Source organism: Pseudomonas sp. GW456-L12 (assembly GCF_059424045.1).
Genome location: NZ_JBWKZA010000020.1, coordinates 64,501 through 91,148, shown reverse-complemented (window position 1 = coordinate 91,148; position 26,648 = coordinate 64,501). Strand labels below are relative to the sequence as shown.

Sequence of the window (26,648 nt, the reverse complement as noted above, 5' to 3'; positions counted from 1 at the left end):
ATCGAGGACGCAGTCCTCGCAAAACGGCCTCCGCAGAGATACCTGGAGCCACGGGGTTGCCCGGTTTGCGGCCGCTACGCAGCCGATCGCAGCCTCGCAGCCTCGGCAGCGGCTACAGGCGGCTACGTTGCGGGGGGCGGTTTCAGCGTTGGGCCAGGCTACCCAGGCACTGGGTATTGCTGCCCGGTTGCAGGTACGGCGTGAGGATCGGCGCCATGCCCTTGAGCACCTGGACCGGCAAGGCCGAGGTGAACTTGAAGGCTTGCGCCGAGACGCCCGGCACATAGGCGGTCAGGGTGCCGAAGTGGTGTTCGCCGATATAGAACACGAAGGTGGCGGTGCGGTTGATGGATTTCGAGCTGAGGATCCGCCCGCCGGAGCCGATGGCCTCGATACGGTTGTCGCCGGTGCCGGTCTTGCCGCCCATGGCCAGCGGGGTGCCGTCGGCCAGCTTGAAGCTGCCGGAGAGGCGCTTGGCGGTACCGGCATCCACTACTTGCGACAGGGCGCCGCGCAGCGCCGTGGCTACTTCAGAAGGCATCACCCGCTTGCCCTCGGCCGGGTCGTTGACCAGCTTGGTTTCATACGGCGTATCGGCGGCGAAGTGCAGGCTGTCGATGCGCAGGGTCGGCATGCGCACGCCGTCGTTGAGAATGGTGCCGACCAGTTCGGCCAGCGCCGCGGGGCGATCGCCGGAACTGCCGATGGCGGTCGCCAGCGAGGGCACCAGGTGGTCGAACGGATAACCGACTTTCTGCCAGCGCTGATGAATGTCGAGGAACGCCTCGATCTCCAGCATGGTGCGGATGCGGCTGTCCCGCGCGCTCTTGTGCCGACTCTTGAACAGCCAGCTGTAGACCTCCTGGCGCTCGAATTCGCTGGCTTTGACGATCTCGCTGAACTTGGCGTCGGGGTGGTTCAGCAGGTAGCCGAGCAGCCACAGGTCCAGCGGGTGCACCTTGGCGATGTAGCCCTGGTCGGGCAGGTCGTAGGAGCCGGGGCCGTAGCTGTAATAGAGCTTGTCCAGGCGTTCGTCGGTGAGTTTCTCGGTGAGCTTGGCGCCCTTGAGGTGCGAGCGCACGAAACTGTTGAAACTCTCCTGGCTGGCTTCCGGCAGCAGGTAGCGGTGCACGGCCGCCAGGCGGATCGGCGTCGGGTGCATGCTGTCGAGGAAGGTGTCCAGGCGCGCCTGGGTGTCCTTGTTGCGGTATTTCTTCCAGAACCGCAGGAGGAAAGAAGTGCCCTCGCGGTCGGCGAACTTGGCCAGGTATTCCTGGCGCCGCGGGTCGCCGTCGTCCTTGAGCAGGTTGGCGCTGTTGCTCGGGCCGGCATAGGTGCTGTAGCGCACCAGGTCGCGCATCAGGCGGATGAAGGGCAGGTTGATCGACTCGCGCAGGGCGTCACGCAGGGTCGGTATGCGGCCGTTGTCTTCCTTGCGGAAGTTATGAAAGGTGTGCAGCCCGCCGCCGGTGAAAAAACTCTCGCCGGGGCTGGCCGAGTATTTGCGGTCCAGGGCCGCCTCGAGCATTTTCGGCAGGCTGCGGTCGCTGTTCTGGATCAGGTAGTCCACGGCCCAGCGGCTCAGGCGGTCCTGTTCGGCGATCTCGACTTTCTTCAGCACCGCCGGGGTTTCGGCGCCGTACTGCTCGTACAGTTCGGCAATGATCTGCAGGTAGGTGGTCAGGACCCGCAGCTTGGCGGTGGAGCCCAACTCCAGCTTGCTGCCTTCGTTGATGTCGAAGGGCTGGTCGGTGCTGTCGGTCTGGACCCGCACCCGCGAACCGTCCGGCGTCAGCTCGAGCAGGGTGAAGCTGTAGCGTACCTGGGTGGTGCTGGTCGGTGTCAGCAGGCGTTCGCCGAGCAGGCCGATCTCGGCGGCGAACACCGGGTCGGCCAGGTGCTTGAGGTACTCGGTGGCCTGGCGTTGCAGGTCGCTTTGCAGGGTGCTGGTGGCGGACAGGTCGAGGCGATCGAGGTCGTACAGCGGCCGGTTGAGCAAGCCGGCCAGGCGACTGCGGGCGACGCTGATGCCCTTGTTGGTTTCGATCGGCTGGATCGTCGGTTGCTGCACCCAGTCGCGGAAGGTGGCCTTGCTGGCCAGGGCGGCTTCGGACAGCGGCGTATCGATCACGCCATTCTGGGTCAGCAGGCGGATATGGCTGTCGGTGAGTTCGGCCAGTTCCCGGCGGCCCTTGGACAGGTAATGCGAAGGCCGGCGCTGGGCGATCATCAACGACAGCACCTGGCGCAGGGCCAGGCCGCGTTGCGCCAGGCTCTGCGGATCGCTGGCGGTGCTCGCCAGCTGCTCGTTGACCTGGGCGAAGTCGGCGCCGTACCAGACCCGCAGCCCTTCGGCCATGCCATGCACTTCACCGTGGCCGGGCACGGCCGACAGCGGCACGCTGTTGAGGTAGTCGCGAATGATGCGTCGCCGGGCCTCGAGGGTCTGCTGGCCGCCCTGGTAGGCACGCACGCTGGCGGAAATCATCTGCCGGATCTTTTCCGCGCCGGACACGGTCAGGCCGTCCGGCGAGTGCCGGTACTTTTCCAGCTGGGTCGCCAGGGTACTGCCGCCCGCCGTCTGCCCTGGCAAGTGCAGGAGCTTGGCCACTTGCGACCAGGCGGCTTTGGCGAAGCGCGGCCAGTCCACCGCCGGGTTGGCCAGGGGCTGGTCGGGGTCGAGCAACTCGCGGTTCTCGATGAACAGCAGGCTGCGCACCATCACCGGCGGGATGGCGGCAAAGTTCGAATAGAGCTGTTGCGGGTACTTGAATTGATAGAGCGGCGCCGCGCGGCAATCGGTGATCGACAGCCCGGCCTGAATCTTCTCGGTATAGGGGACGAAGAAGCCCTTTTCGCTGTAGTTCATCAAGGCGGGGGAGAAGCGGGTCTGGGCCTCCACCACGTAACCGCGCTTGAGCAGGCGCGCCAGGAAATCATCGAGGGCGCTGTAGCCCAGGCGCTTGTCGAAGGGCCCGGCGCCGGGGTAGACGATGGCATCGCTGGGGCCGGGTGCTACGGAATAGCTCAGGTCCGCGGCGAACTTGCTGAGCTCGCGCGCCTGCAGTTTCGAGGTGCGCATTTCCTTGGACGCGGCAAAGCCCAGGGCGATCAGCGTCATCAGCAGCAATAGCCAGAACAGCCGCCACCAAAGCCGGCTTGAATGGGATTTCTCAGGGATAGGCGCTTCTTCCACGCGATCAGTTGGCACTACTTTTTTACTCGAATCGGTCTGTCGCAAAGCACCCATAGTCGACTGATCCATTCACGCAGATTGATCGGACTTGTCTGAAGCTTAGACGGTGGTAGGCAATGGTGAAAAATTTGTGCGCGACCTGAAAGCATTCATCTCCCCCTGTAGGAGCGAGCTTGCTCGCGATGGTCGTCAACGATGGCTCGGTGTATCCAAAGCATCGCGGCGCCCTCGGGTTTATCGCGAGCAAGCTCGCTCCTACAGGGCATGGGGCGAGGCGAAAGAAGCTTGAGATAGAGCCATCGCGACCGGTAAATAGGTCCTAGGTAGGGGCATGACGCTGCACCATGGCTGTGCAATACTCGGCGCCGTTCAAAAATGACAAACGGCGAAAATTCCAGGTAATGCCACTCGGTAAAACCCGAAAATACCGAGATTTCTCTCTAAATTTAGCTGTTTATAGAGTGAAAAAGCCTGTCGTCAGCTTTTTATACTGCACACCCCACTGATCTTGCAGGATTTGTCCTACAAGACGTGTCGGCCCACAAGGTCGATCCGATCTGGTTGGCACGGGTTATCCATCCGTGCCTCACAGACTCGGTGGCTCATATCCAATAACAAGATGAGGTTGTATCCCTATGCCAGTTGGCAACCACCTGCCCCAAGGCGAGACCGCTCAAGGCGGCCCGCTGAAACGCGAACTCGGCGAACGGCATATTCGCTTGATGGCGCTTGGCGCCTGTATCGGCGTCGGCCTGTTCCTCGGTTCGGCCAAGGCCATCGAAATGGCCGGCCCGGCCATCATGCTGTCCTACATCCTCGGCGGCCTGGCGATCCTGGTGATCATGCGCGCCCTCGGCGAGATGGCCGTGCATAACCCGGTCGCGGGTTCCTTCAGCCGTTACGCGCAAGACTACCTCGGCCCGCTGGCGGGCTTTCTCACCGGCTGGAACTACTGGTTCCTGTGGCTGGTGACCTGTGTCGCGGAAATCACCGCGGTGGCGGTGTACATGGGCATCTGGTTCCCCGATGTGCCGCGCTGGATCTGGGCCCTGGCGGCCCTGGTGAGCATGGGCTCGATCAACCTGATCGCGGTCAAGGCCTTCGGTGAGTTCGAGTTCTGGTTCGCCCTGATCAAGATCGTCACCATCATCGCCATGGTCATCGGTGGCGTCGGCATCATTGCCTTCGGTTTCGGCAATGACGGCGTGGCGCTGGGCATCTCCAACCTGTGGACCCACGGCGGTTTCATGCCCAACGGCGTGACCGGCGTGCTGATGTCCCTGCAGATGGTGATGTTCGCCTACCTGGGCGTGGAGATGATCGGCCTCACCGCCGGTGAAGCGCGCAACCCGCAGAAGACCATTCCCAACGCCATCGGCTCGGTGTTCTGGCGCATCCTGCTGTTCTATGTGGGCGCGCTGTTCGTGATCCTGTCGATCTACCCGTGGAACGAAATCGGCACCCAGGGCAGCCCGTTCGTGATGACCTTCGAGCGCCTGGGCATCAAGACCGCCGCCGGCATCATCAACTTCGTGGTGATCACCGCCGCGCTGTCATCCTGCAACGGTGGCATTTTCAGCACCGGGCGCATGCTCTACAGCCTGGCGCAGAACGGCCAGGCCCCGGCCGGTTTTGCCAAGACCTCGAACAACGGCGTGCCGCGTCGCGCGCTGCTGCTGTCGATCTTCGCCTTGCTGCTGGGCGTGCTGCTCAACTACCTGGTGCCGGAGAAAGTGTTCGTCTGGGTGACCTCCATCGCCACCTTCGGCGCGATCTGGACCTGGGTGATGATCCTCCTGGCCCAGCTCAAGTTCCGCAAAGGCCTGAGCGCCTCGGAACGTGCCGGCCTGAAGTACCGCATGTGGCTGTACCCGGTCAGTTCCTACCTGGCCCTGGCGTTCCTGGTGCTGGTGGTGGGGCTGATGGCCTACTTCCCGGACACCCGCGTGGCGCTGTATGTGGGGCCGGCGTTCCTGGTGCTGCTGACGGCGTTGTTCTACCTGTTCAAGCTGCAACCGAACAATGCCCAACAGGGCGCGGTGCGTTCGGCGTCGTAACGCCATAGGCGATAAAACCAAAAGCCCCGGTCAGTGACCGGGGCTTTTTTATGCGGGCGCTGTTTCTGCGGTTCCGGGTTTTAGTGTTGCAATCGCCCGTTCACCGCAGCCCGGTGAACGGTCAGCTCCCCAACAGCCCTGTGGTGTCCGCATCGAACGCCGCTTTCGCTTGTTGCGCGGCGGGCGCCAGCAGGGCCAGCAACGCGGCCTCGCTGTACAGCTTGGTGCTCGCCAGGTGCTTGGGCGTTGGTTCGATGGGGATCAGCACGTCTTCATCGCTGGCGTGCAGCCAGATCGCCGCGACATGCAGCGCCGAGACAAACAACACACGCAGCTCGAAGGTCCGGCCTTTGAGGTGCGGCGCCTTTTCCGCCAGGTTCAGCGCATTGACCGTGGCCGACGCCAGGGCGCCGTGGTTCAGCGACGAGAACTCGACCTGGCCGGCGACTTCCGCCAGTTGCGCGTCGGCAATCGAGACTCCGTCGCTGAACACCAGGTAATGCCAGTCCCCCAGCGTGGCCTGCTGCAGGCCTTTGCCCTGGGCCAGGTCTTCCAGGCTCAGCGAGTAGCCGCGGTAGGGCTCGGACAGGCTCACTTTACTGGCGGTGGCCTGGGCGAACTGGCGGTTGACGCCGAAGCCTTTGCTCTGCAGGGCCGCCTGGAGAGCCGGGCGCAGTACCTGAGCGCCGTTGGCGGGGGCCTTGGGATAAGTCAGTTGCATGCTGCCCTCCTTAGTTTTTCCGGGTGAAGTAGGTGGTGGTCCAGTTGCCGCCGCCGTTGTACGAACGGGGGAAGGTGTTCAGGGCACGGGTCGAATAGCCGTAGATGGAATCCGCAATCAGCAGGTAGCTGCCGTTGGTGCCATAGATCGCCAGAAAGTGCGCGCCGCCGCCAAACCAGGCACAGCGCAGGCCAACGGGGCGTCCCATGTTGATCTGGTTGTCGATGGCCGACAGTTGGATCGAGCCCTGGCTCATGCCGCCAAAACTGCGGGTGGTGCGCAGGGCCGAGTCCAGGTAGCCGTATACGTTGCACGGCCCCGGCTGGTTGCAGCAGGAATTGCGCCCCAGTTCAGTGTTGGCGACCCCGCATTGAGTCCAGGAACCGGTGCGGTAAAAGTTGCCGACCGAGGCCGACAGCGCGGCCCAGCACCAGTTGGTCTGGGTTTGCTGCTGAATGCTGAAGTTGAGGCTGGCGGCCAGGGCGGCGTGTTCCGCGCTGTCGTCGACGTCGCTCAGTCCGGCGTTGAGCAGGGTGCCGATCAGGCACTGTGGCAGTGCCTCGGCAGGACCTGTGCGGGTAAAGGGTGTGTCTTCAAGGGTTAACATTTTCATCCTCCATGAGTGAAAACAAGCGTCCAGCTTGCGTCGTTGTTGCGTGTGGCGATGCAGCGTTTTTCGCAAGCCCGTGACCGGCCTGTAGGGTTCGCCATCCTCGATGGCCTGCTCCGGTCGGGCTCAGGGGTAACCTTAGCTGTAATATGCATTGATGCAAGTTTAAATATGCATTGATGCAATTGGTTGTGGGTAGGCAATCAGGCCAGAGAGGGCCTGGGAGGGGGCTTGCACGACAACGGCCCATGCAGGCCGGCTTGGATGCCACACGTCTGAAAGACCGCCGGATCAGCGATTTCGCCAATCGATGGGCAGAAAAACCTGCCATACAAGTTGAGCAACATTCAACGCGGGAGAGTCACCAATGAGACTCTTATGGAAGGGAATCTCCAGATACACGGTGATCGGCATCGCCAACACCTTTATCCACTGGCTGGTGTTCTTTTTGCTGAGCCTGGTGGCGGGCCTCAGCCAGGCGCTCAGCAACCTGGCGGCCTTTTGCGTCGCGGCGTCGTTTTCTTTCTATATGAATGCGCGCTTCACCTTCGCCGCCAGGGCGTCGGTCGGCGGTTATCTGCTGTTTCTGGGGGGCATGGGGGCGCTGAGCCTGGGTGTCGGGCATGCAGGGGATGTGTGGCGGCTGCCCGGCTTGCTGACGGTGCTGGTGTTTTCCGCCCTGAGCCTGGTGGCGGGTTTTCTGTTCGCCAAGTACCTGGTGTTCCGCGAGTGTGAACGATGAAGATCTCGCTGATCGTTCCGGTCTTCAATGAAGAGCAGGCCATCGTCCTGTTTTACCAGGCGGTGCGTCGCGAGTTGCGGTTCGAGCAGGGCGAAGTCGAGATCGTGTTTATCAACGACGGCAGTTCCGACCGCACGGCCGAAGAGGTCAAGGCCCTGGCGCAGATGGACGAGCAGGTGCTGTTGATCAACTTTTCACGCAACTTCGGCAAGGAGCCGGCGTTGTTCGCCGGGTTGGAACACGCCAGCGGCGATGCGGTGATTCCCATGGACGTCGACCTGCAGGACCCGATCAGCGTCATCCCGCGGCTGATCGAGGAATGGCAGAAGGGTGCCGATGTGGTCCTCGCCAAACGCCGCAGGCGCACGGCCGACAGTTTTCTCAGGCGCAGCAGCGCGGCGCTGTTCTACCACCTGCTGAACCGTATCGCCTACACCCGGATCGAGGAAAACGTCGGCGACTTCCGGCTGATGGATCGCAAGGTGGTCGATGTGATCCGGACCCTGCCCGAGCATCAGCTGTTCATGAAGGGCGTCCTGTCGTGGGCCGGGTTCACTACGGTGGTGGTGGAGTACGAGCGCGCCGGACGGGTGGCGGGCAAGAGCAAGTTCAATGGCTGGAAACTGTGGAACCTGGCACTGGAAGGCATCACCTCGTTCAGCACCGTGCCGTTGCGCTTGTGGACCTACATCGGTGGCGGCATCTCGATTTTCGCCGTGCTCTACGCGGTGTACATGGTCCTGGACAAGATCTTCTTCGGCAACAGCGTGCCCGGCTACCCTTCGTTGATGACCGCCATTCTGTTTCTCGGCGGCGTGCAGTTGATCGGCATCGGCATCCTCGGCGAGTACGTCGGCCGTATCTATATCGAGGCCAAGCATCGGCCGCGCTACGTGATCAAGGATGTCATCGGCGGCAAAGACCGCCTGGGGCTCTAGCATGGACAGAATGGGCAGCTTGCTCAGCGGGGAACTCGGGCGTCGCCAGGCCTGGCTGTTCTTTCTGTGCGCCACCTTGTTGTATGTGCTGCCGCTGATCCTCGCGGACTTTCCCTATATCGATGACAACTGGCGCTCGCTGTCGGCCGGCACCGCCTGGACGGAGCAGGGGCGGCTGTTTACCGAGCTGTTCTACAACGCCCTGACCTTCAGCGGCGCTGCGCCGAACATCTTTCCCTTGCCGCTGCTGATCGCCACGGTCGCCATGGCCGCGGCCTTGACCAGCCTGACGTTCCATTACTACCCGCAGCCGACGGCGGCCTGCTGCCTGGTGCTGTTGCCGCTCTGGTACAACCCGTTCTTTCTGCAGAACCTGTCGTATCAATACGACGGCCCGGCCATGGCCTTGAGCCTGGTGGCGGTGATCTACGCCATCACCTATCGCAACCCGTACCGCGTACTGCAATGGCTGGTGCCGGCCTTGCTGGTGGCGCTGGCCATCGGGTTGTATCAGATCAGCATCAATGTGTTCCTGGGCCTGTGTTGCCTGGAGGTGATCCGCAGCGCCAATGACAAGCGCGCCTGGCCGCGCTGGTGGGAAATGATCGGCTGGAAGGTCGCCCAGGCGGCCTTGGGCTGGATGATTTATTGCGTCACCGCCTACCCCTTCATGGATCAGACCCGCACCTTGCTGCTGAATTGGTCGGCGCAGCCCTTGCTGCAACTGCAAGTCAACATCGCCAGGGTGCTGGAAAAAGTCGTGCTGCTGTTTCACGGCGGGTTTGCCTGGGTGTTCGCCGCGCTGGCGCTGTGCGCCCTGGCCGGTTGCGTGCGGTTGGCGGCGAACCTGTTCCAGCGGCCGGACAGCGGCCTGAAGAAAGTCGTGATGGCCCTGGTCTGCCTGCTGGCATTGCCACTGGTGCTTGTGCTGGTGTCGGGGATCGCGCTGTTTTTCCGCGACTTCAATGAAGGCGCCCGGACCTTGATGGGCTCCGCGGTGTTGTGGGTGCTGCTGTTCTATCTGAGCCACCTGGCGTTGGCGGCGCTGCATGAGCGCTTGCCACTGCTGCTGATGGTGCCGCTGCTGGCGATGCTGTCGCTGTCGTTCGCCTATGGCCGGGTGCTGACGGTGCAGAAAACCCTGGTGGCTAGCGCGCTGTCGAGCCTTGAGCGCGACATCACCAGCCACCGGCCGTTGCGCGAGGCCAAGCGCATCTATATGTCGGTGACCTATTCCGATCACTGGCTGCTGGCGGCCGCGGGCTCGTTCAAGCAGATGCCGGTGCTGCACTACCTGCTGAACATCGACTTCTTCATGCTGGCCGAGAACCTGCCCAAGGTGGGCATTACCAACGTGGTCGCGGAAAGGGAGCGGCGCAATGCGACCCTGGTCGGTTACCAGGGCTATCCACCGCTGGTGGATAGCCGCTACTACCGGATCTATCTGCTGGGCGATTACGGTTTTATCGTCATGAAGGAACCGGCGCCGATCAAGACGTTGCACTGGTGAGGCGTCGGGCTTATCCGCTGGATCAGAACTGATCCATCAGCAGCACACGGCATTCCCTGGCCTGGAAGGCGTTGATCCGGGGCACCAGGCGGGTGAAGTGCTCGGTCTGGCAATGGGCCTTGAGCGCCGCGCGGTCTGGCCATTGTTCGATAAAGATGAAGTGCCCCGGGTCTTGCTGGTCGACGAACAGGTCGTAGACGATGCAGTCCGGCTCCTGGCGGGTTTTCTCCACCAGTTCGGCGTACCAGGGGCGCACGGTGTCGAGGTGTTCGGGCTTGATGAAGTCTTCGGCGATGACTTTGAGCACTGGGGTTGCATCCTTTGCATGATGGATAGCGCCCCGCCGTTCGGCGGGGCGTCGAGGGTGGCCGGTCAGGCCGCGGCTTCGCTGTTGGGCTCGAAGCTGTCGGCGCGCGCCAGCTGCCACATGCGCGAATAGAACTCGCCGCTGACCGCGCCGGTGAGCAGTTCGCCGGGCTTGAGGAACACATGCAGCTGCGAGAACAGCTTGATCTCGGTGGCCGACATGCGCCGTACCAGGTGCTTGGCTTCCAGTTGCGACGGGTGATTCAGGCCGGCGGCGGCGAGCATTTCGGCCAGGGCCTTGAGGGTGTTGCGGTGGAAACTGAACACCCGTTGCGCCTTGTCCGGCACCACCAGCGCGCGCTGGCGCAGGTTGTCCTGGGTGGCGACGCCGGTCGGGCATTTGTTGGTGTGGCAGCTTTGCGACTGGATGCAGCCGATGGCGAACATGAAGCCGCGCGCCGAGTTGGCCCAGTCGGCGCCGATGGCCAGCACACTGGCGATGTCGAAGGCGCTGACGATCTTGCCGCTGGCGCCGAGCTTGATCTTGTCGCGCAGGTTCAGGCCCACCAGGGTGTTGTGCACGAACAGCAGGCCTTCGCGCATCGGCGCGCCGATGTGGTCGGTGAACTCCACCGGTGCCGCGCCGGTGCCGCCTTCCTTGCCGTCGACCACGATGAAGTCAGGGAGGATGCCGGTCTCCAGCATGGCCTTGGCGATGCCCATGAACTCCCACGGGTGGCCGAGGCAGAACTTGAAGCCTACGGGCTTGCCGCCGGACAGCTCACGCAGCTGCTGGATGAAATGCATCATTTCGATCGGCGTGGAAAAGGCGCTGTGGCTCGATGGCGAGATGCAGTCCTCGCCCATGCGGATGCCGCGGGTATCGGCGATTTCCTGGGTCACCTTGTGCTTGGGCAGGATGCCGCCGTGGCCGGGCTTGGCGCCCTGGCTCATCTTGATTTCGATCATCCGCACCTGCGGGTTCTGCGCCTGCACGGCGAAGCGCTCCGGGTCGAAATGGCCGTCGCTGGTGCGGCAGCCGAAGTAGCCGCTGCCCAGTTCCCAGGTCAGGTCGCCACCGTTTTCCCGGTGGTAGGGGCTGATGCTGCCTTCGCCGGTGTCATGGGCGAAGTTGCCGAGCTTGGCGCCCTGGTTGAGGGCACGGATGGCGTTGGCGCTGAGGGAGCCGAAGCTCATGGCCGAGATGTTGAACACCGAGGCCGAATAGGGCTGCTTGCACTGCGGGCCGCCGACCGTGACGCGGAAGGTGCTCGGGTCGCTCAGGGGCGCTGGGCGCATGGAGTGGCCGATGAATTCGAAACCCGACTGGTAGACGTCGATCAGGGTGCCGAACGGCTTGTCGGCGCTTTCGTTCTTGGCCCGCGAATAGACCAGCGAGCGCTGGGCCCGGGAGAAGGGCAGGGCGTCGCTGTCGGACTCCAGCAGGTACTGGCGGATTTCCGGGCGGATACCTTCTACCAGGTAGCGGATATTGCCCAGGATCGGGTAGTTGCGGCGCACCGCGTGGGGGCTTTGCAGCAGGTCGAAAATGCCCAGCAGGCTGAGCAGGAAGGTAACCAGGGTGATTGGCCAGAGCCAGTCATGTTCGAGAAAGGGCAAGCTGGCGAGGGTGAAAATCACGCAGGCAGCAAAGAAGGCGTAGCGGCTCAGGAGGGACAGGCTCATACGGTTTCCTTGGTTCGGACTCTATAGATTTCGTTTTTGGGTACTCATTCTTCTTGTGTGGCCAACGATCTTGTTGTTGTAGAGAACGGCTGTGGCGCAGCCAGTGTGCGCACATGGCAGCTTCAGGCGTCAGGCAGTGCGCGCCTGGAGAAAAATCGAAAACAGTTCGGACCGGGACTTGATGCCCCGCTTGCCGTAGATGTGTTTCTTATAGGCGTTCACGGTTTCGGCAGAGGTTTGCAGCTTACGAGCGATCTCCTTGCTGGAGCAACCGCTGAGCATCAGGTGTCCGCCCTGGTGCCAGGCGTTGACGAGGGAGATAGACGATTTGCTGCTTTCCTTATTGCAACTGGTTCTCGTTTCCATGGCTGGATAATGTTACTGTATAACGAATTAAATCATCACCCAGCCCTCGGAGACTGCCATGAAAGCCAATATCCATCCCGCCTACCGCACCGTACTGTTCCACGACACCGCCGCGGATGTGTACTTCCTGATCGGTTCCACCGTGGACACCGACCGCACCCAGCGCCACAGCGATGGCAACACCTATCCCTATGTCACCCTCGACGTCTCCAGCGCCTCGCATCCGGTCTACACCGGCCAGCAGCGCAAGACCCAGTCCGAAGGGCGGATCGCCGGCTTCAACAAGCGTTTCGCTTCGTTCGGTTCGTCGGGCAAGACCGGCAACGCCTGAGGGCCTCGGCCCTTGCCGCACAGCCGCTCGTTCCTGCATCTGTGCAGGAGCGGGCTGCATCCTCTGGTCCATTCCCCCCCTCTATTCCAACCCGCCCATGGACGGCCTGGGTGGCAAGCGCTTGGTCCCGCCCGAGGCGCCGGGTGTATGGAAAAAACAGCGGCCGACTGTGTCGTGACGACGCCTCGCCAGTCATGGGATCCTTGCCGCCTCGCGTAACCGATCCAGGTTTTTCATGACTCTTTCAAGCGCTACATCCCCCCTTATCCGTATCGCCGCGGCCCTGTTGATCGGCCCGGACGGCCGTACCCTGCTGGTGCGCAAGCGCGGCACCCAGGCCTTCATGCAGCCGGGCGGCAAGATCGAGCCGGACGAGTTGCCGGCCCAGGCCCTGGCTCGTGAGCTGGAAGAAGAACTCGGGCTGCGGATCGCCCCGGCCGACGCCCGTTACCTGGGACGTTTTTCCGCACCGGCAGCCAACGAGCCGGGTTTTGTGGTCGAGGCCGAATTGTTTCGCCTTGATCTGGACACCGACGAGGTCCGGCCCGCGGCGGAAATCGAGGAGGTCTGCTGGATCGATCCGCAGGCTGGCGACGAGCTCACATTGGCCCCATTGACACGCGACCTGATCTTGCCGTTCTATCGCGCCTCGCAACTGGCCTCGGCCTGATTTTTCAAGGACAAAGGATTGCCCATCATGATTCCCCTTCACGACATGTTGATCTTCATCGCCGCAGCCTTGCTGATGGTGCTGACCCCCGGCCCCAACATGATCTACCTGATCTCCCGTTCGATCTGCCAGGGCCGCCGGGCAGGCGTGACCTCGCTGGTCGGCGTGGTGGCCGGTTTCTTCGTCCACCTGTTCGCCGCGGCGATCGGCCTGACCGCGGTCTTCATGGCGGTGCCGGTGGCCTATGAAGTGCTCAAGTGGGTTGGCGCCCTGTACCTGATGTGGCTGGCCTGGCAGGCCCTGAAGCCGGGCGCGCGTTCGCCGTTCGAGGCGCAGCAGTTGCCGCCGGATTCGTCGCGCAAGCTGATCCTGATGGGCTTTCTCACCAGCGCCCTGAACCCGAAGATCGCGGTGTTCTACCTGTCGGTCTTTCCCCAGTTCATCAGCCCGGAACACGGTTCGGTGTTCACCCAGAGCATCATCCTCGGCCTGACCCAGATCAGCGTGAGCTTCAGCGTCAACCTGCTGATCGCGCTGTTCGCTTCGGGCATCGCCGCCTGGTTCGTGCACAACCCGCTGTGGCTGGCGACCCAACGTTATTTCATGGGCTTCGTGCTGGCCGGGCTGGCGGTGCGTCTGCTGCTGGAACAACGCCAGACGGTCTGACCGTTTCATTCACCTGCGGCCCGGGGGCCTCGACCGACCATGTCCATCCAGCGCCTCGATGCCGGTCACGCCGCTGCCTACCGCGCGCTGATGCTCGAAGCCTACGAGCATCATCCGCAGGCCTTTACTTCCAGTGTCGCCGAACGTGCGGCGATGCCCCTGAGTTGGTGGGAGTCGCGGCTGAGCAGTCCGCTGGACCTGTTGCTGGGGGCTTTCGAGGATGGCGAACTGGTGGGCATCGTCGGCCTGGCGTTCGAGGTCCGGGAAAAAGCCCGGCACAAGGCCACGCTGTTCGGCCTGTATGTGGCGCCGCCTTATCGCCACGGCGGCCTGGGTTACCGGCTGGTCCAGGCGCTGCTGCAGGAGGCGCGCAAACGCCCCGGGGTGCGGCTGGTGCAACTGACGGTCACCGCCGGCAACGACGCCGCCCTGGCGCTGTACCAGCGTTGCGGTTTCGTCCAGTTCGGCCTGGAGCCGCTGGCGGTGCGGGTGGGCGTCGAGTACTTCGACAAGCTCCACCTGTGGCGTGAAGTTGTCTCCCCCCTCTGAAAGTCCCCGTTCCTACAGGCCGATGGCGCTTTTCAACGCACCGCGCTGACCCCGTCCAGGGTCGAGAACGAGGTGTCCTTGGCGGTCAGCAGGAAGTCGCGCATATAGGGCGCATCCAGCATGTCGGCGCGGATCGCCGCGTACAGCGTGGCGAACAGGCCTTTTTCCCCCAGGCGCTTGGCTTTCACATAGCCCCGCGAGCTGTATTCATGCAGCGCCCAGTGGGGCATGCCGCACACGCCTCGGCCGCTGGCCACCAGTTGCATCATCATCACCGTCAGCTCCGAGGTGCGGACCTGGGCCGGTTCGATGTCGGCGGGCTCCAGGAAGCGGGTGAAGATATCCAGGCGATCGCGCTCCACCGGGTAGGTGATCAGGGTTTCGCTGAGCAGGTCTTCCGGAACGATGTAGGGTTTGCTGGCCAGGCGGTGCTGGTTGGCCACCGCCAGCATGGCTTCGTAGGTGAACAGCGGCACGTAGGTGATGCCCGCCAGCTCCAGCGGGTCGGAGGTCACCACCAGGTCCAGGTCGCCACGGGCCAGGGCCGGCAGCGGGGCGAAGGAGAAACCCGAGGCCAGGTCCAGCTCGACTTCCGGCCAGGCGTCGCGGAACTGGTCGATGGTCGGCATCAGCCACTGGAAGCAGCTGTGGCATTCGATGGCCATGTGCAGGCGCCCGGCGGTACCGCCGGCCAGGCGGGAAATGTCCCGCTCGGCGGCGCGCAGCAACGGCAGGGTGGCGTCCGCCAGTTGCAGCAGGCGCAGGCCGGCGCTGGTGAAGCGCACCGGCTTGGTCTTGCGCACGAACAGTGGCATGCCCATGCGCTCTTCCAGTTCCTTGAACTGGTGGGACAGGGCGGACTGGGTCAGGTGCAGGCGTTCGGCGGCTTCGACCAGGCTGTCGGCTTCGCGCAGGGCGTGCAGGGTCTTCAGGTGACGGATTTCGAGCACCAGGGTCTCCATGAGTAAATTTTGTGATCAACACGAAAAGGTTGAGTTTGTCTCATGTTGGCTTGGCTGTCGACAATAGCGCCATCTTTTACAGGGAGGAACCCACTCATGGCCTTGGCCCACACCCTTGGTTTTCCGCGCATCGGCGCCGACCGCGAACTGAAAAAAGCCCTCGAATCCTACTGGAAGGGCGACCTTGACCGGCAGGCGCTGCAAGACGTCGGACGCCAGCTGCGGGCCAGGCACTGGCAGCTGCAAAAGGACGCCGGCATCGACTTGCTGCCGGTGGGCGACTTCGCCTGGTACGACCAGGTACTGACTCACTCGCTGACCTTCGGTGTGGTTCCCGAGCGCTTCGACAGCAGCCAGGACGCCCAGGGCCAGCCGACCCTCGACACCCTGTTCGCCATGGCCCGCGGCGCCTCGGCGGGCTGCTGTGGCGGCGATCACGCCAAGACCCAGTACGCCCAGGAACTGACCAAGTGGTTCGACACCAACTACCACTACCTGGTCCCGGAATTCAGCGCCGATCAGTCGTTCAAGCTGAGCTGGGAGCAACTGTTCGACGAGGTCGATGAAGCTCACGCCCTCGGTCATCGGGTCAAGCCGGTGATCATCGGCCCGCTGACCTACCTGTGGCTGGGCAAGGCCAAGGGCAACGATTTCAACAAGCTCGAGCTGCTGGAGCGCCTGCTGCCGGTCTACGGCGAAATCCTCAACCGCCTCAAGGCCCAGGGCGTGGAGTGGGTGCAGATCGACGAACCGATCCTGACCCTCGATCTGCCGCAGGACTGGAAGAGCGCCTTCGAGCGTGCCTACCACATCCTCCAGTACTCGCCGCTGAAAAAGCTGGTGGCCACCTACTTCAGCGGCCTGCAGGACAACCTCGGGCTGGCCGTCGGCCTGCCGGTGGACGGCCTGCACATCGACGCCGTGCGGGCGCCGGAGCAACTGACCCAGGTGCTCGACCGCCTGCCGACCTACAAGATTTTGTCCGTGGGTCTGGTCAACGGCCGCAACGTCTGGCGTTGCGAGCTGGAGCAGGCGCTGCAGCAGCTGCAAGCGGCGCAGGAACGTTTTGGCGACAACCTGTGGGTCAGCAGTTCCTGCTCCCTGTTGCACAGCCCGGTGGACCTGTCCCGGGAAGACCAGCTGGATGCCGAGCTGAAAAGCTGGCTGGCCTTTGCCGTGCAGAAATGCGGCGAGATCTCGGTGCTGCGTGACGCCCTGAACGATCCCCAGGCCCCGGCGGTGCAAGCGGCCCTGGCCGCAAGCCGCCAGGTGCAGGCCAGTCGTGCGCGGTCGCCGCGCATCCACAAGGCCGAGGTCCAGGCGCGGCTCAAGGCGGTCAGCGCCGCCGACAGCCAGCGTCATTCGCCCTTTGCCCAGCGCATTACCCGGCAGCATGCCCGCTTGAAGCTGCCGGTGTTCCCGACCACCACCATCGGTTCATTCCCGCAGACTGCGTCGATCCGCCTGGCCCGCCAGGCGTTCAAGCAGGGCAAGCTGTCGAACAACGACTACACCGATGCCATGCGCTGCGAAATCCGCCATGCGGTGCAGGTCCAGGAGCGCCTGGGGCTGGACGTGCTGGTGCACGGCGAAGCCGAGCGCAACGACATGGTCGAATACTTCGCCGAGCAACTGGACGGCTACCTGTTCACCCGCTTTGGCTGGGTGCAGAGCTACGGTTCGCGCTGCGTGAAACCGGCGGTGATCTACGGCGACCTGAGCCGCCCGCAGGCCATGACCGTTGACTGGATCACCTACGCCCAGAGCCTGACCGACAAGGTGATGAAGGGCATGCTCACCGGGCCGGTGACCATGCTGATGTGGTCCTTCCCCCGCGAGGACGTACCGCGTGAAGTACAGGCGCGGCAACTGGCGCTGGCCCTGCGCGATGAGGTGGTGGACCTGGAAAAGGCCGGGATCAAGATCGTGCAGATCGACGAGGCGGCGTTCCGCGAGGGCCTGCCGCTGCGCCGGGCGGACTGGCAGCCGTACCTGGACTGGGCGGTGGAAGCCTTCCGCCTGACCGCCTCTGGGGTGCGCGACGAGACCCAGATCCACACCCACATGTGCTACAGCGAGTTCAACGACGTGATCCAGGCCATCGCGGCCATGGATGCCGACGTGATCACCATCGAGACGTCGCGTTCGGACATGGAGTTGCTGGAGGCGTTCGAGGCCTTCGACTACCCGAACGACATCGGCCCGGGGGTGTATGACATCCACTCGCCGCGGGTGCCGGACACCGCCGAGATGGTCAAGCTGATGAGCAAGGCGGTCCGGCGCATTCCCGCCGAGCGCTTGTGGGTCAACCCGGACTGTGGCCTGAAGACCCGCGCCTGGCCGGAAACCGAGGCCGCCCTGGTCAACATGGTCGCCGCCGCCCGTCAGCTGCGTAACCAGCAGGCCTGAATGCACCCATAGCCCCTGTAGCCGCTGCCGAAGGCTGCGAAAAGGACCGAAGGACCTTCAGCGGATTCAAGATCGCTGCGTCCCTTCGGGCCGATCGCAGCCTTCGGCAGCGGCTACAGGAATCCCCATGAAAACGACCGCTGGGCAATCTTCATCAAACTGTCACGTAACTGTGGCAGCGCGCTCGATCAAAGTTCATCAGACTCGCGCTCTACTGGGCTTCTGCGTTTCGGTGTTTCTTCATGTGGGCAAGATTTTTTTCAACGACTGTTTTCCTGGCCGCGCTGTTGCTCGGCCTGCCGTCTCAGGCGGCGTCTCGCTGTGATGTCAACGTACCGACCCAAAGGGTCGAACTGGAGCAGGTGAGCCTGGCCTACCAGAGTATCGGCCGTGCTTCCGATCCGGCCCTGCTGCTGGTGATGGGCCTGGGCGGGCAGCTGATCCATTGGCCGGACGAAGTGGTCGTTGCCCTGTGCCAGCAGGGTTTTCGGGTGATCCGTTACGACAACCGCGACGTCGGCCTGTCCACCTGGCGCCAGGCGCCGGTCAGCGCCAACCTGACGTTCGAGGTGCTGCGCTACAAGCTCGGCCTGCCGGTGGCCGCACCCTACAGCCTGACCGACATGGCCGACGACGCCCTGGGCCTGATGAATGCCCTGCAGGTCGAGCAGTTCCATGTCCTGGGCGCGAGCATGGGCGGGATGATCGCCCAGCACCTGGCGGCCATGGCGCCGCAACGGGTCGAGAGCCTGACCCTGATCATGACCAGCTCCGGCGCCGAAGGCCTGCCGGCGCCCAATGCGGCGCTGGTGCAACTGTTGTCGCGGCGTGGCGCGCCGAACCGTGAGGTGGCGCTGGAGCAACAGGCCGACCTGCTGGCCGCCCTCGGCAGCCCGCAAGTCACCGACGATCGGCAGGCGCTGCTGCATCAGGCGGCGGAGGCCTATGACCGGGCCTTCAATCCGGAAGGGGTGAAGCGCCAGATCATGGCGATTCTCGCCGAACCGAGCCGGGTGGCCCTGCTCAACCAGCTGCGCGTGCCGACCCTGGTGGTGCATGGCACCGCCGATCCGTTGCTGCCGGTGATGCACGGCGTGCACCTGGCGGCGCATATCCAGGGCAGCCAATTGAAGCTGATTCCGGGCCTGGCCCATCGTTTCCAGGAAGCCTTCAAGGCACCGTTGCTGGCGGCGGTGTTGCCGTACCTGCAACGCCATCGCGAAGACACTTCGCACTGGGCGCAGATCGATCCGCTGCCCGCGCCGAATCTCCTGTAAATCGATTCCTGTTGTAGGAGCGAGCTTGCTCGCGATGAACCCACAGGCGCCGCGTTGCTTCAGAAGCACTGCGTCATCGTTGACGACCATCGCGAGCAAGCTGCGCTCCTACAGAAGCGGACGGTGCTCTGGCTTCTGTAGGCGCCAGGCTTGCCAGCGTCGAGCAGATGAGTGCGCTTCAGCGAACGATCTTGTCGACCTGGATCCCGAGTTTCTTCAGGCGGTACCAGAAGCTGCGCTCGGAAATGCCGATCAGCTGCGCGGCGGCGGCCTGCACGCCGTTGCTCTGTTGCAGGGCGGCGAGGATGTAGGCCTTCTCCACTTCGGCCAGGGCTGCGTCCAGGTCGCTGGGCACGCTGAGGCTGTCGCCGGGCAGGGCGCAGGCCCCGGCGTTCACGGGAGGTGAGCTGAACAGATAGCCCGGCAGGTCGCTTTCCTCGATCACCGCGCCCGCGGCGACTATGGTCGCGCGCTCGACGCAGTTCTGCAGTTCGCGGATATTGCCCGGCCAGGCGTAATTGGCCATGGCCTGCAGGGCCTGCGGGCTGAAGCCGGTGATGCGTTTGCCGGCGGTGGCGCCCAGGGTGTGGGCGAAGTGCCGGGCCAGGGGCGCGATATCCTCGACCCGCTCGCGCAGGGCGGGCAGGGGGATCGGGAAGACGTTGAGGCGGTAATACAGGTCTTCGCGAAATTCCTTGTTGGCCACCGCTTCCAGCAGGTTCTTGTTGGTGGCGGCGATCACCCGCACATCGACCTTGCGCTCGCGCGGGTCGCCCACCGGCTCGATCACCCGCTCCTGCAAGGCACGCAGGATCTTCGCCTGCAGGGCCAGGGGCATGTCGCCGACCTCATCGAGGAACAGCGTGCCCTTGTCCGCCTGCTGAAAGCGCCCGACCCGGTCGGCCACGGCGCCGGTGAAGGCGCCCTTGCGATGGCCGAACATTTCGCTTTCCAGCAGGCCTTCGGGGATCGCCGCGCAGTTGACCGCGACAAAGGGTTTGTTGGCGCGGTTGCCGTGCTGGTGGATGGCCCGGGCGACCATCTCCTTGCCGGTGCCGCTTTCGCCGGTCAGCAGGATGGTGGCGTTGCTTTCGCGCACCGAGTCCACCGCTTGCAGGACCCGGCGGAAGGTCGGGCTGTCGCCCACCAGGCTGTCGATCTGCCGGTGCTCGTCGAGCTCGGCGCGCATGCGCTGGTTGTCTTTGAGAATGTCGCGAAACTGCAGGGCCTTGCTGACGGTGATGTCCAGCTCGTCGATGTCGAAGGGCTTGGCGATGTAGTCGTAGGCGCCGTTGCGCATCGACTGCACGGCATTTTTCACCGTGCTGTAGGCGGTCATGACGATCACCGGGATCTGCGGGTAGCGCTGCTTGACCTCGGCCAGCAGCTGAGGGCCGTCCATGCCGGGCATGCGCCAGTCGCTGATCACCAGGTCGATCTCTTCCTGCTCCAGTACCTTGAGCGCATGCAGGCCATTGCCGGCGGTGAACACCTGGATACCGTCCTGGCTCAGCGCCGAGGACAGCAGGTCGCAAAGCTTGGGCTCGTCGTCGACCACCAGCAGGTTATGCGTCATGGCTGGGCCTTTTGCTCGTCTTGGTCATCTTCGTCGTCCTCACCTTTGGCCGGAATGTACAGGCTGAAGGTGGCGCCGGCATCTATTTCGCTGCTGCATTCGATGTGCCCGTCATGGTTTTCCATGATCGAGAACACCTTGGCCAGGCCCAGCCCGGTGCCTGAGGCCTTGGTGGTGACGAAGGGGGTGAAGATGCGTTCGAGCATGTCCGGCTCGATGCCTTGGCCGGTGTCGGCGACCCGCAGGATGGTGTGCTCGGCGTCCTGGGCGATGCCCAGGGTCAGGCGTCCGCCGGCGGGCATGGCGTCGATGGCGTTGAGGATCAGGTTCAGGCAGGCCTGCTTGAGCTGGCGGGCGTCGGCGTACAGGGTCGCGCCCGGCGCCTGGTCGTCGATCCGGGCGTCGATCTTGTGGCTGGCCAGTTCCGGCTCGCAGAAGCCGATCAGTTCCTCCACCAGCGGCCGCGCCAGCAGGGTCGAGCGGATCGGCGCGCTGGGTTTGGCGAAGTCGAGGAAATCGGTGATCAGGTCGTTGATCCGGCTGACTTCGCTGATCACGTATTCCAGGTGGCGCTTGTCGCCTTCGGGCAGGTCCGCGCGGCGGTGCAGCAATTGGGTGGCGGTCTTGATGATGCCCAAAGGGTTGCGGATTTCGTGGGCCAGGCCCATGGCCACTTCGCCGAGGGCGTGCAGGCGGTCGCGACGGCGCAGCTGGGCTTCCAGGTGCTGCAGTTCGCCCAGGCGTTCGCTCATATGGTTGAAGGTGCTGCTCAGCTCCGCCAGCTCGTCGCCGCCAATCACCGGCACGCGTTGCCGGTAGTCGCCGGCGATCACCGCCTGGACCCCCTTGGACAAGCCGCGCAGGGGCATGGTCAGGCGTTTCGACACCAGCCAGCCGACGGCCAGCGACGCCGCCGAGCTGAGCAGGAAGATCAGGATGAACAGGTTGCTCTGGTTGACCAGCCCCACCAGGCTGCTGTGGCGCAGCAGGCCGCTGAAAATCACCCCCACCAGCTCGCCGCTGTCGTTGAAGATCGGCCGGTACAGCCCGCTGTAGCGGCTGGTGAACTGCTCGGTGGGTTGGCGGGTGTCGCGCAGGATGTTCTCGATCTTTTCCGGCACCTGGGTCGGGTGGTCCTCGAAACGCTGGGTGGCGAAGATCTCGGCGAAGTCGTTGGCCTTGGCCAGGTACAGGCGCAGGTCGAGGGAATGCACGTCGGCCACGCTGGTGAGGAAGCTGGCGTCCAGGTAGGTGGCGATCAGCAGCTGGTAGTCGATGCCGTCGAGGGTGGTCTGGAAGGTCGAGACCACCGCTCCCGTGGCCACGCCGCCGACCTGCAGGGTCTGCAGCACGGCGTTGTGGGCCAGGCTGACCTGCCCGACGATGTCGTCGGCGGCGGTGCTGAACACTACCTGCTGGTCGCGCTTGCGGATCAGCGCCACCACATCGATGCCCATGGAGTCGGCGATGTCGGCGGTGAGCTTGTCGTGCCTGGCCGCGTTGCGGTCGGTGGGCGGCCTGGCATAACGCAGGAACAGCTGGGCGATGCGCGCGTTGTCGCGCAGGGTCTCGGTGATTTCGTCCTCGACGATCTTGGTCGACTCCTGCAGCCAGATGCGCACGTTGCTGTCGAAGATCTGCGACAGGGTGGTGGCCGCCAGCTCGGCGGCGATCATGGTGGGGATCACGCTGACCATCCAGAACGCCAGCACCAGCTTGCGCTGCAGGCTCCAGCGGGAGATGGCGAAAGGGCGAGGGGCGCGGCGGTCTTTTCTGGTCATGAACTTTCGCTTAGTGCAGCAGCCATGGCGGGGTCGGTGCGATCCGGCCGGAGAACATATTTCAGCCCTTTGAGCAGGGTGTCGAGCAGCGGGTTGCGATGCTGGAAAAACAGGCTGTTGCCGGTGAAGGTACAGCCCAGGCGCAGCTTGCTGGCATAACCGGCCTGGCCACATTCGTAGAGCGCGATCCGGTGCTGGATACAGTAGTCGACATTGGCCATCCAGCTGCGCAAATACAGGTTGTGCTCACGACTGATATCCAGGTCGTGGGCGAAGAATTTGTCGATCAGTCGGTGCTCGTCCAGCAGCACCAGGTTGAAGGCCACCAGTTGGTCGTCGACCCAGTACAGCACGCAGGCGGCCCGTTCCCCCAACTGCTGGAGGATACCGGTGAAATAGGGCGCGGGTAAGCGTTCGAATTGCAGTTCGCTGCGCCGCAGGGTGGCTTCGTACAGGCGCATGACCTCGGGCAGCACATCGTCGATGTTGTGTCGCCATTCGATTCGCAGCCCGGGCGCACGCAACTTGCGGCGCAGGTCCTTGCGCGTGGACTTGCCCAGGGTGCCGAGGTAGGCATCCAGCGAACCGAAGGGCACCGGCAGCAGGGCGCTGGGCAGGCTGGGCATGGCTTGCAGGCCGAACGCCTGGCAGCTGGCGGCCCATTGCCGATCCTGGCTGGCGGCATCCTTGACCGCCAGCAGGCCGATGCCCTGGGCGTCGGCGTCGCGCCGGGCCAGGTGCAGCAGTTGCTCCAGCAGGGCCTGGCGGCGCACCGCGGGAATATGGCTGGCGGTGCCGGCCTGGCACTGTTCGGCCACCGGTGAACCGATGGCGTACAGGCGCAGTTGCAGCAGCCCCGGCCACCAGCGTTGCAGGCGTTCGCTCAGGCGCTTGGCCGGGCCCGAGACGGTGGTGTCCAGGCGATAGCAGGTGGTGAAGGCCGGAGCGACGGCCACCAGCTTCGAATCTTCGAACACCGCCAGGTAGCGCCAGCTGAAGCCCTCGATGCCGGCGTTCTGTACCGCCAGGTAATAATCCCAATCTTCCAGGGCGCCGGGAAAACAGTCGTTCCAGGCGTTGCGGTCGATAGCCTGGATGCTCGAAAAGACTTGGCTGGTGATCACGTGCGGTCCTTGAGTCAGGCGAACTGGCGCAGGTCGTCGTACGCCACGGGCCGCGGGCCTGTCTGCCTTTCGATGAAGTCCGCGCTCAACTCCACCACCCGGCGGTACTGCAGGTCGACGGTGATCATGTGGTAGCAGTTGTCCAGCAGCACCTTGACCACCGGGCCGCCGAGCTTGCGCTCGACATAGTCGGCGTTCCAGCGGCTGGTGATGTCGTCCTCGATGGAGTGCAGCACCAGGGCCGGGGTGGTGATCGACGGCATGCGTTTTTTCACCACCGCGTTCATCCGGTGCAGCTCGCGCACGGTCACCCCTTCCATGGTCAGCAGGCCGGCACTGCTGCTTTCGCCGGCCTTCATCTGCCGCTCGACCACCGCCCGCAGGCGCTCGTTCTTGATGCCGTACGGCGGCTTCTCCTCGAAGCTGCAGATGTGCACGCCGAACGGAATCTTCATCAGCAGCGGGGTGAGGAACGCCAGCTTGTTGATGCTCCAGCCGTCGTACTTGAGGGTGGTCGAATACATCAGCAGGCCGCTGACCTGGCCCGGGTGTTCCGAGGCCAGGTACATGGACATGACGGCGCCCATCGACAGGCCGCCGACGAACACCTGCCGGTGGCGGCGACGGATGCCGACGAAGGTCCGGCGCACGCCCTCGTACCAGTCCTGCCAGCCGGTGGCCTGCAGGTCGGCGTTGTTGCCGCAGTGCCCGGCCAGGGTCGGCACGTACACCGTGCACCCCGCGTTGGCCAGGCCGACGGCCACCCGACGCAGTTCCGTCGGGGTGCCGGTGAGGCCGTGGATCAACAACACCGCGACCTCGCCACTGCCGAGCACGAACCCGGCATCGCCCTGACCCAGGTCGATGCCTTCGTCCAGATCGATCGGTGCGCTCATCGCTTCATGGCCCGGTCCAGCAGACGGTCGAGCAGGGCGATGCCGAGGTCGATCTCCGCGTAGCTGATTTCCAGCGAGGGGGCCAGGGTGATGACGTTCTTGTAGTAGCCGCCCACATCGAGAATCAGCCCCAGGCGCTGGCCGTTGATTTCGATGTCGCCCTTCATGCCTTCCTCGACCATGTAGTCCAGGGTCGCCTTGTCCGGGGTGAAACCGTCGGTGGTGCAGATCTCGCAGCGCAGCGCCAGGCCCAGGCCGTCGACGTCGCCGATGATCGGGTAGCGCTTCTGCAGGTCTTGCAATCCGGCCAGGAAGTACTTGCCCTTCTCCATGACCATGGCGCCGTAGTCGGTCTCGCTGGTCATCTTGAACATTTCCAGGCCCACCGCGGTGCCCAGCGGGTTGGAGGCGAAGGTCGAGTGGGTCGAACCCGGCGGGAACACCTTGGGGTTGATCAGTTCTTCGCGGGCCCAGATGCCGCCCAGGGGGTTGAGGCCGTTGGTCAGGGCCTTGCCGAAGACGATCACGTCCGGCTTGACGTCGAAGTGCTCGATCGACCACAGCTTGCCGGTGCGGTAGAAGCCCATCTGGATCTCGTCGACCACCATCAGGATGCCGTGCTGGTCGAGCACGTGCTTGAGCTCGCTGTAGAAGTTCATTGGCGGGATCACGTAGCCGCCGGTGCCCTGGATCGGCTCGACGTAGAAGGCGGCGTATTCGCTCTGGCCGACTTTCGGGTCCCACACGCCGTTGTATTCGGTCTCGAACAGCCGGGCGAACTGCTGCACGCAGTGGCTGCCGTATTCTTCCTTGGTCATGCCCTTGGGGCCGCGGAAGTGGTAGGGGAAGGGAATGAAGTTGGCGCGCTCGCCGAAATGGCCGTAGCGGCGACGGTAGCGGTAGCTGGAGGTGATCGATGAAGCGCCGAGGGTGCGGCCGTGGTAGCCGCCCTCGAAGGCGAACATCAGGCTCTTGCCGTTGGTGGCGTTGCGCACGACTTTCAGTGAGTCCTCGATGGACTGCGAGCCGCCGACGTTGAAGTGCACGCGGCCGTCGAGGCCGAATTTCTTCTTGGCATCGACCGCGATCATTTCCGAGAGCTCGATCTTGCCCTTGTGCAGGTACTGGCTGGCGATCTGCGGCAGGCTGTCGATCTGTTGCTTGAGGGCGTTGTTCAGGCGCGGGTTGGCATAGCCGAAGTTCACCGCCGAGTACCACATCTGCAGGTCGAGGTAGGCCTGGTCGCTGGTGTCCCAGACGTAGGAGCCCTCGCAGCGGCTGAAGATCCGTGGCGGTTCGATGTAGTGGACGGTGTCGCCGTAGGAGCAGTACTTGGCTTCTTTTTCCAGAAGCACCTGGTCTTCTGCGGTAGCGATACGAATGTCAGACATGGTGGAAGAGTTCCTGAGTGTGTACGGAGTGTTCGGTGGTGTTGTCGAGGGCGAAGGTGCCGGCGTTGGCCGCTTCGTTGAGCAACAGCGCCAGCAGTGCCGGCAGTTCGGCGAAGGAGTCGAAGGTCGCGTGGGGAATGGCGTGGCGTTGGCAGTACTCGGCCAGGCGGCCCTTGGCGAACACGAAGTCGGCGCTGGCGGCCACGCACATGTCGGACTGGCCGTCGCCGATCACCAGCACCCGCTTGCCCTTGGGCGTGGATTTGCATTTGCAGTTGCCGGACGCGGCGCGGCAGGCGTCGCTGGAATGCGGGAAGTCGATGCGCCAGCTGCGCTGGTCGACCTGGCGCAGACGGTTGGCGAGGATCGGCAGCAGGCTCACGTAGTGGCGCGCGAGGATTCGCGCGATGCCTTGCTCGATGCCGTCGCTGACCACTTCCAGGGACGCGCCCAGGCCGATCACGTGATCGACGAAGTCGGGGAAGTCGGGATCGATCTCGACGCTGTCGAAGCAGGCCAGCAATTCGGCGGGCGAGGCCTTGACCAGCGCCAGTTGGCGGCTGAGGCATTCCCGGGAGCCGATATGGCCATCCAGCCATTGCTGCTCGATGTCTTCCCAGCTCGGGTCGGCGAAGCGTTGGAGGACGTTGTCGATCACGTCGGTGCGGGTGATGGTCCCGTCGAAGTCACACACGATATGCCAGTGCATCATCTGCAGTTACCTGTTGTAGAGGAGCGCACTTTGCGCATGCCAGGTACTGGAGCAGGGACTGTGCCAAGTGGCTCAAGCCCAGGCGGGCCGGGCTTTGCGCGGGAACAAGGCGTTGGATGGGCGGGTTGGAGCTACAAATTTTGTAGCTCGCTACAAACAACATCAGTGCTTG

Annotated in this window: 22 protein-coding genes and 1 pseudogene; 10 read left to right on the top strand and 13 right to left on the bottom strand. The window is 63.9% G+C overall.

Annotation, left to right across the window (positions count from 1 at the left end):
- Positions 1 to 142: 142 nt before the first annotated feature.
- On the bottom strand, positions 143 to 3,250 hold the full coding sequence (locus tag AC07Y9_RS22440) for a transglycosylase domain-containing protein (protein ID WP_102678531.1): 3,108 nt from the start codon (positions 3,248 to 3,250) through the stop codon (positions 143 to 145).
- Positions 3,251 to 3,831: 581 nt separating this feature from the next.
- On the opposite strand from AC07Y9_RS22440, the gene AC07Y9_RS22435 reads away from it, so the two are divergent.
- Positions 3,832 to 5,253, top strand: a complete 1,422-nt coding sequence (locus tag AC07Y9_RS22435) for an amino acid permease (protein ID WP_007923136.1) — start codon at positions 3,832 to 3,834, stop codon at positions 5,251 to 5,253.
- Positions 5,254 to 5,374: 121 nt separating this feature from the next.
- Here the strand turns inward: AC07Y9_RS22435 and AC07Y9_RS22430 are convergent, their stop codons facing one another.
- Both AC07Y9_RS22430 and AC07Y9_RS22425 read right to left on the bottom strand, forming a co-directional pair.
- On the bottom strand, positions 5,375 to 5,974 hold the full coding sequence (locus tag AC07Y9_RS22430; protein WP_007923139.1) for a hypothetical protein: 600 nt from the start codon (positions 5,972 to 5,974) through the stop codon (positions 5,375 to 5,377).
- 10 nt (positions 5,975 to 5,984) lie between these two features.
- On the bottom strand, positions 5,985 to 6,581 hold the full coding sequence (locus AC07Y9_RS22425; protein WP_102678530.1) for a papain-like cysteine protease family protein: 597 nt from the start codon (positions 6,579 to 6,581) through the stop codon (positions 5,985 to 5,987).
- A gap of 370 nt (positions 6,582 to 6,951) precedes the next feature.
- On the opposite strand from AC07Y9_RS22425, the gene AC07Y9_RS22420 reads away from it, so the two are divergent.
- Genes AC07Y9_RS22420 through AC07Y9_RS22410 form a run of 3 tightly spaced genes read left to right on the top strand, consistent with a single transcriptional unit; the run spans position 6,952 to position 9,774 of the window.
- Positions 6,952 to 7,326 (top strand): GtrA family protein, encoded by a 375-nt coding sequence (locus AC07Y9_RS22420; protein WP_007923142.1) that lies wholly within the window; start codon positions 6,952 to 6,954, stop codon positions 7,324 to 7,326.
- Positions 7,323 to 8,264 (top strand): glycosyltransferase family 2 protein, encoded by a 942-nt coding sequence (locus AC07Y9_RS22415; RefSeq protein ID WP_102678529.1) that lies wholly within the window; start codon positions 7,323 to 7,325, stop codon positions 8,262 to 8,264. The genes AC07Y9_RS22420 and AC07Y9_RS22415 overlap by 4 nt, the downstream gene beginning before the upstream one ends.
- A gap of 1 nt (position 8,265) precedes the next feature.
- Entirely contained in the window at positions 8,266 to 9,774 is a 1,509-nt protein-coding gene (locus AC07Y9_RS22410) for a glucosyltransferase domain-containing protein (protein WP_102678528.1), read from the top strand.
- Between the two features lie 22 nt (positions 9,775 to 9,796).
- On the opposite strand, the gene AC07Y9_RS22405 is transcribed toward AC07Y9_RS22410, so the two are convergent.
- From AC07Y9_RS22405 to AC07Y9_RS22395, 3 genes and pseudogenes are all read right to left on the bottom strand, one after another.
- A complete protein-coding gene (locus AC07Y9_RS22405) occupies positions 9,797 to 10,081 on the bottom strand; it encodes a putative quinol monooxygenase (protein WP_102678527.1) in 285 nt (94 codons plus the stop codon).
- A 65-nt stretch (positions 10,082 to 10,146) separates the two neighbouring features.
- Positions 10,147 to 11,766: an FMN-binding glutamate synthase family protein gene (locus AC07Y9_RS22400; RefSeq protein ID WP_007930530.1), complete on the bottom strand. Its 1,620-nt coding sequence runs from the start codon at positions 11,764 to 11,766 to the stop codon at positions 10,147 to 10,149.
- Positions 11,767 to 11,895: 129 nt separating this feature from the next.
- Positions 11,896 to 12,057, bottom strand: a pseudogene (locus AC07Y9_RS22395) (response regulator transcription factor); the annotation flags it as partial.
- A gap of 133 nt (positions 12,058 to 12,190) precedes the next feature.
- Here AC07Y9_RS22395 and AC07Y9_RS22390 point away from each other — a divergent pair.
- From AC07Y9_RS22390 to AC07Y9_RS22375, 4 genes are all read left to right on the top strand, one after another.
- Entirely contained in the window at positions 12,191 to 12,463 is a 273-nt protein-coding gene (locus AC07Y9_RS22390) for a type B 50S ribosomal protein L31 (protein ID WP_009045397.1), read from the top strand.
- Positions 12,464 to 12,698: 235 nt separating this feature from the next.
- Positions 12,699 to 13,133, top strand: coding sequence for an NUDIX hydrolase (locus AC07Y9_RS22385; RefSeq protein WP_087090105.1), 435 nt, complete (start codon positions 12,699 to 12,701; stop codon positions 13,131 to 13,133).
- 27 nt (positions 13,134 to 13,160) lie between these two features.
- Positions 13,161 to 13,799 (top strand): LysE family translocator, encoded by a 639-nt coding sequence (locus AC07Y9_RS22380; RefSeq protein ID WP_007930534.1) that lies wholly within the window; start codon positions 13,161 to 13,163, stop codon positions 13,797 to 13,799.
- 39 nt (positions 13,800 to 13,838) lie between these two features.
- Complete coding sequence (locus AC07Y9_RS22375) at positions 13,839 to 14,348, top strand: GNAT family N-acetyltransferase (RefSeq protein ID WP_087090106.1); 510 nt, start codon at positions 13,839 to 13,841, stop codon at positions 14,346 to 14,348.
- Positions 14,349 to 14,380: 32 nt separating this feature from the next.
- On the opposite strand, the gene metR is transcribed toward AC07Y9_RS22375, so the two are convergent.
- Positions 14,381 to 15,298: a transcriptional regulator MetR gene (gene metR / locus AC07Y9_RS22370; protein ID WP_007930536.1), complete on the bottom strand. Its 918-nt coding sequence runs from the start codon at positions 15,296 to 15,298 to the stop codon at positions 14,381 to 14,383.
- Positions 15,299 to 15,406: 108 nt separating this feature from the next.
- Here metR and metE point away from each other — a divergent pair, with 108 nt between their 5' ends.
- Together metE and AC07Y9_RS22360 are read left to right on the top strand one after the other, a co-directional pair.
- Positions 15,407 to 17,719: a 5-methyltetrahydropteroyltriglutamate--homocysteine S-methyltransferase gene (gene metE, locus AC07Y9_RS22365; RefSeq protein WP_102678525.1), complete on the top strand. Its 2,313-nt coding sequence runs from the start codon at positions 15,407 to 15,409 to the stop codon at positions 17,717 to 17,719.
- A gap of 242 nt (positions 17,720 to 17,961) precedes the next feature.
- Complete coding sequence (locus AC07Y9_RS22360; RefSeq protein WP_009045393.1) at positions 17,962 to 18,996, top strand: alpha/beta fold hydrolase; 1,035 nt, start codon at positions 17,962 to 17,964, stop codon at positions 18,994 to 18,996.
- Positions 18,997 to 19,174: 178 nt separating this feature from the next.
- Here AC07Y9_RS22360 and AC07Y9_RS22355 read toward each other — a convergent pair whose 3' ends face one another.
- Genes AC07Y9_RS22355 through AC07Y9_RS22330 form a run of 6 tightly spaced genes read right to left on the bottom strand, consistent with a single transcriptional unit; the run spans position 19,175 to position 26,476 of the window.
- The gene (locus tag AC07Y9_RS22355; RefSeq protein ID WP_102678524.1) at positions 19,175 to 20,572 is read right to left on the bottom strand and encodes a sigma-54-dependent transcriptional regulator; all 1,398 of its coding nucleotides are present in this window, start codon (positions 20,570 to 20,572) and stop codon (positions 19,175 to 19,177) included.
- Positions 20,569 to 22,353, bottom strand: coding sequence for a sensor histidine kinase (locus tag AC07Y9_RS22350; protein ID WP_053262467.1), 1,785 nt, complete (start codon positions 22,351 to 22,353; stop codon positions 20,569 to 20,571). Before AC07Y9_RS22350 ends, AC07Y9_RS22355 begins: the two co-directional genes overlap by 4 nt.
- The gene (locus AC07Y9_RS22345; protein ID WP_102678523.1) at positions 22,350 to 23,477 is read right to left on the bottom strand and encodes a GNAT family N-acetyltransferase; all 1,128 of its coding nucleotides are present in this window, start codon (positions 23,475 to 23,477) and stop codon (positions 22,350 to 22,352) included. Before AC07Y9_RS22345 ends, AC07Y9_RS22350 begins: the two co-directional genes overlap by 4 nt.
- 14 nt (positions 23,478 to 23,491) lie before the next feature.
- Positions 23,492 to 24,373, bottom strand: a complete 882-nt coding sequence (locus AC07Y9_RS22340) for an alpha/beta hydrolase (RefSeq protein WP_053262465.1) — start codon at positions 24,371 to 24,373, stop codon at positions 23,492 to 23,494.
- Positions 24,370 to 25,764: an aspartate aminotransferase family protein gene (locus AC07Y9_RS22335; protein ID WP_102678522.1), complete on the bottom strand. Its 1,395-nt coding sequence runs from the start codon at positions 25,762 to 25,764 to the stop codon at positions 24,370 to 24,372. Before AC07Y9_RS22335 ends, AC07Y9_RS22340 begins: the two co-directional genes overlap by 4 nt.
- Complete coding sequence (locus tag AC07Y9_RS22330) at positions 25,757 to 26,476, bottom strand: MtnX-like HAD-IB family phosphatase (protein ID WP_102678521.1); 720 nt, start codon at positions 26,474 to 26,476, stop codon at positions 25,757 to 25,759. The genes AC07Y9_RS22335 and AC07Y9_RS22330 overlap by 8 nt, the downstream gene beginning before the upstream one ends.
- Positions 26,477 to 26,648 lie beyond the last annotated feature (172 nt).

Excerpts from the sequence above, each read along its gene's own strand:
- AC07Y9_RS22400 (WP_007930530.1), bottom strand. The coding sequence starts at position 11,766 with ATGAGCCTGTCCCTCCTGAGCCGCTACGCCTTCTTTGCTGCCTGCGTG.
- AC07Y9_RS22435 (WP_007923136.1), top strand. The coding sequence starts at position 3,832 with ATGCCAGTTGGCAACCACCTGCCCCAAGGCGAGACCGCTCAAGGCGGC.
- AC07Y9_RS22440 (WP_102678531.1), bottom strand. The coding sequence starts at position 3,250 with ATGGGTGCTTTGCGACAGACCGATTCGAGTAAAAAAGTAGTGCCAACT.
- AC07Y9_RS22410 (WP_102678528.1), top strand. The coding sequence starts at position 8,266 with ATGGACAGAATGGGCAGCTTGCTCAGCGGGGAACTCGGGCGTCGCCAG.
- AC07Y9_RS22390 (WP_009045397.1), top strand. The coding sequence starts at position 12,191 with ATGAAAGCCAATATCCATCCCGCCTACCGCACCGTACTGTTCCACGAC.
- metE (WP_102678525.1), top strand. The coding sequence starts at position 15,407 with ATGGCCTTGGCCCACACCCTTGGTTTTCCGCGCATCGGCGCCGACCGC.
- AC07Y9_RS22350 (WP_053262467.1), bottom strand. The coding sequence starts at position 22,353 with ATGACCAGAAAAGACCGCCGCGCCCCTCGCCCTTTCGCCATCTCCCGC.
- AC07Y9_RS22330 (WP_102678521.1), bottom strand. The coding sequence starts at position 26,476 with ATGATGCACTGGCATATCGTGTGTGACTTCGACGGGACCATCACCCGC.
- AC07Y9_RS22355 (WP_102678524.1), bottom strand. The coding sequence starts at position 20,572 with ATGACGCATAACCTGCTGGTGGTCGACGACGAGCCCAAGCTTTGCGAC.
- AC07Y9_RS22360 (WP_009045393.1), top strand. The coding sequence starts at position 17,962 with ATGTGGGCAAGATTTTTTTCAACGACTGTTTTCCTGGCCGCGCTGTTG.
- AC07Y9_RS22420 (WP_007923142.1), top strand. The coding sequence starts at position 6,952 with ATGAGACTCTTATGGAAGGGAATCTCCAGATACACGGTGATCGGCATC.
- AC07Y9_RS22335 (WP_102678522.1), bottom strand. The coding sequence starts at position 25,764 with ATGTCTGACATTCGTATCGCTACCGCAGAAGACCAGGTGCTTCTGGAA.
- AC07Y9_RS22385 (WP_087090105.1), top strand. The coding sequence starts at position 12,699 with ATGACTCTTTCAAGCGCTACATCCCCCCTTATCCGTATCGCCGCGGCC.
- AC07Y9_RS22340 (WP_053262465.1), bottom strand. The coding sequence starts at position 24,373 with ATGAGCGCACCGATCGATCTGGACGAAGGCATCGACCTGGGTCAGGGC.
- AC07Y9_RS22425 (WP_102678530.1), bottom strand. The coding sequence starts at position 6,581 with ATGTTAACCCTTGAAGACACACCCTTTACCCGCACAGGTCCTGCCGAG.
- AC07Y9_RS22375 (WP_087090106.1), top strand. The coding sequence starts at position 13,839 with ATGTCCATCCAGCGCCTCGATGCCGGTCACGCCGCTGCCTACCGCGCG.
- AC07Y9_RS22415 (WP_102678529.1), top strand. The coding sequence starts at position 7,323 with ATGAAGATCTCGCTGATCGTTCCGGTCTTCAATGAAGAGCAGGCCATC.
- AC07Y9_RS22430 (WP_007923139.1), bottom strand. The coding sequence starts at position 5,974 with ATGCAACTGACTTATCCCAAGGCCCCCGCCAACGGCGCTCAGGTACTG.
- AC07Y9_RS22380 (WP_007930534.1), top strand. The coding sequence starts at position 13,161 with ATGATTCCCCTTCACGACATGTTGATCTTCATCGCCGCAGCCTTGCTG.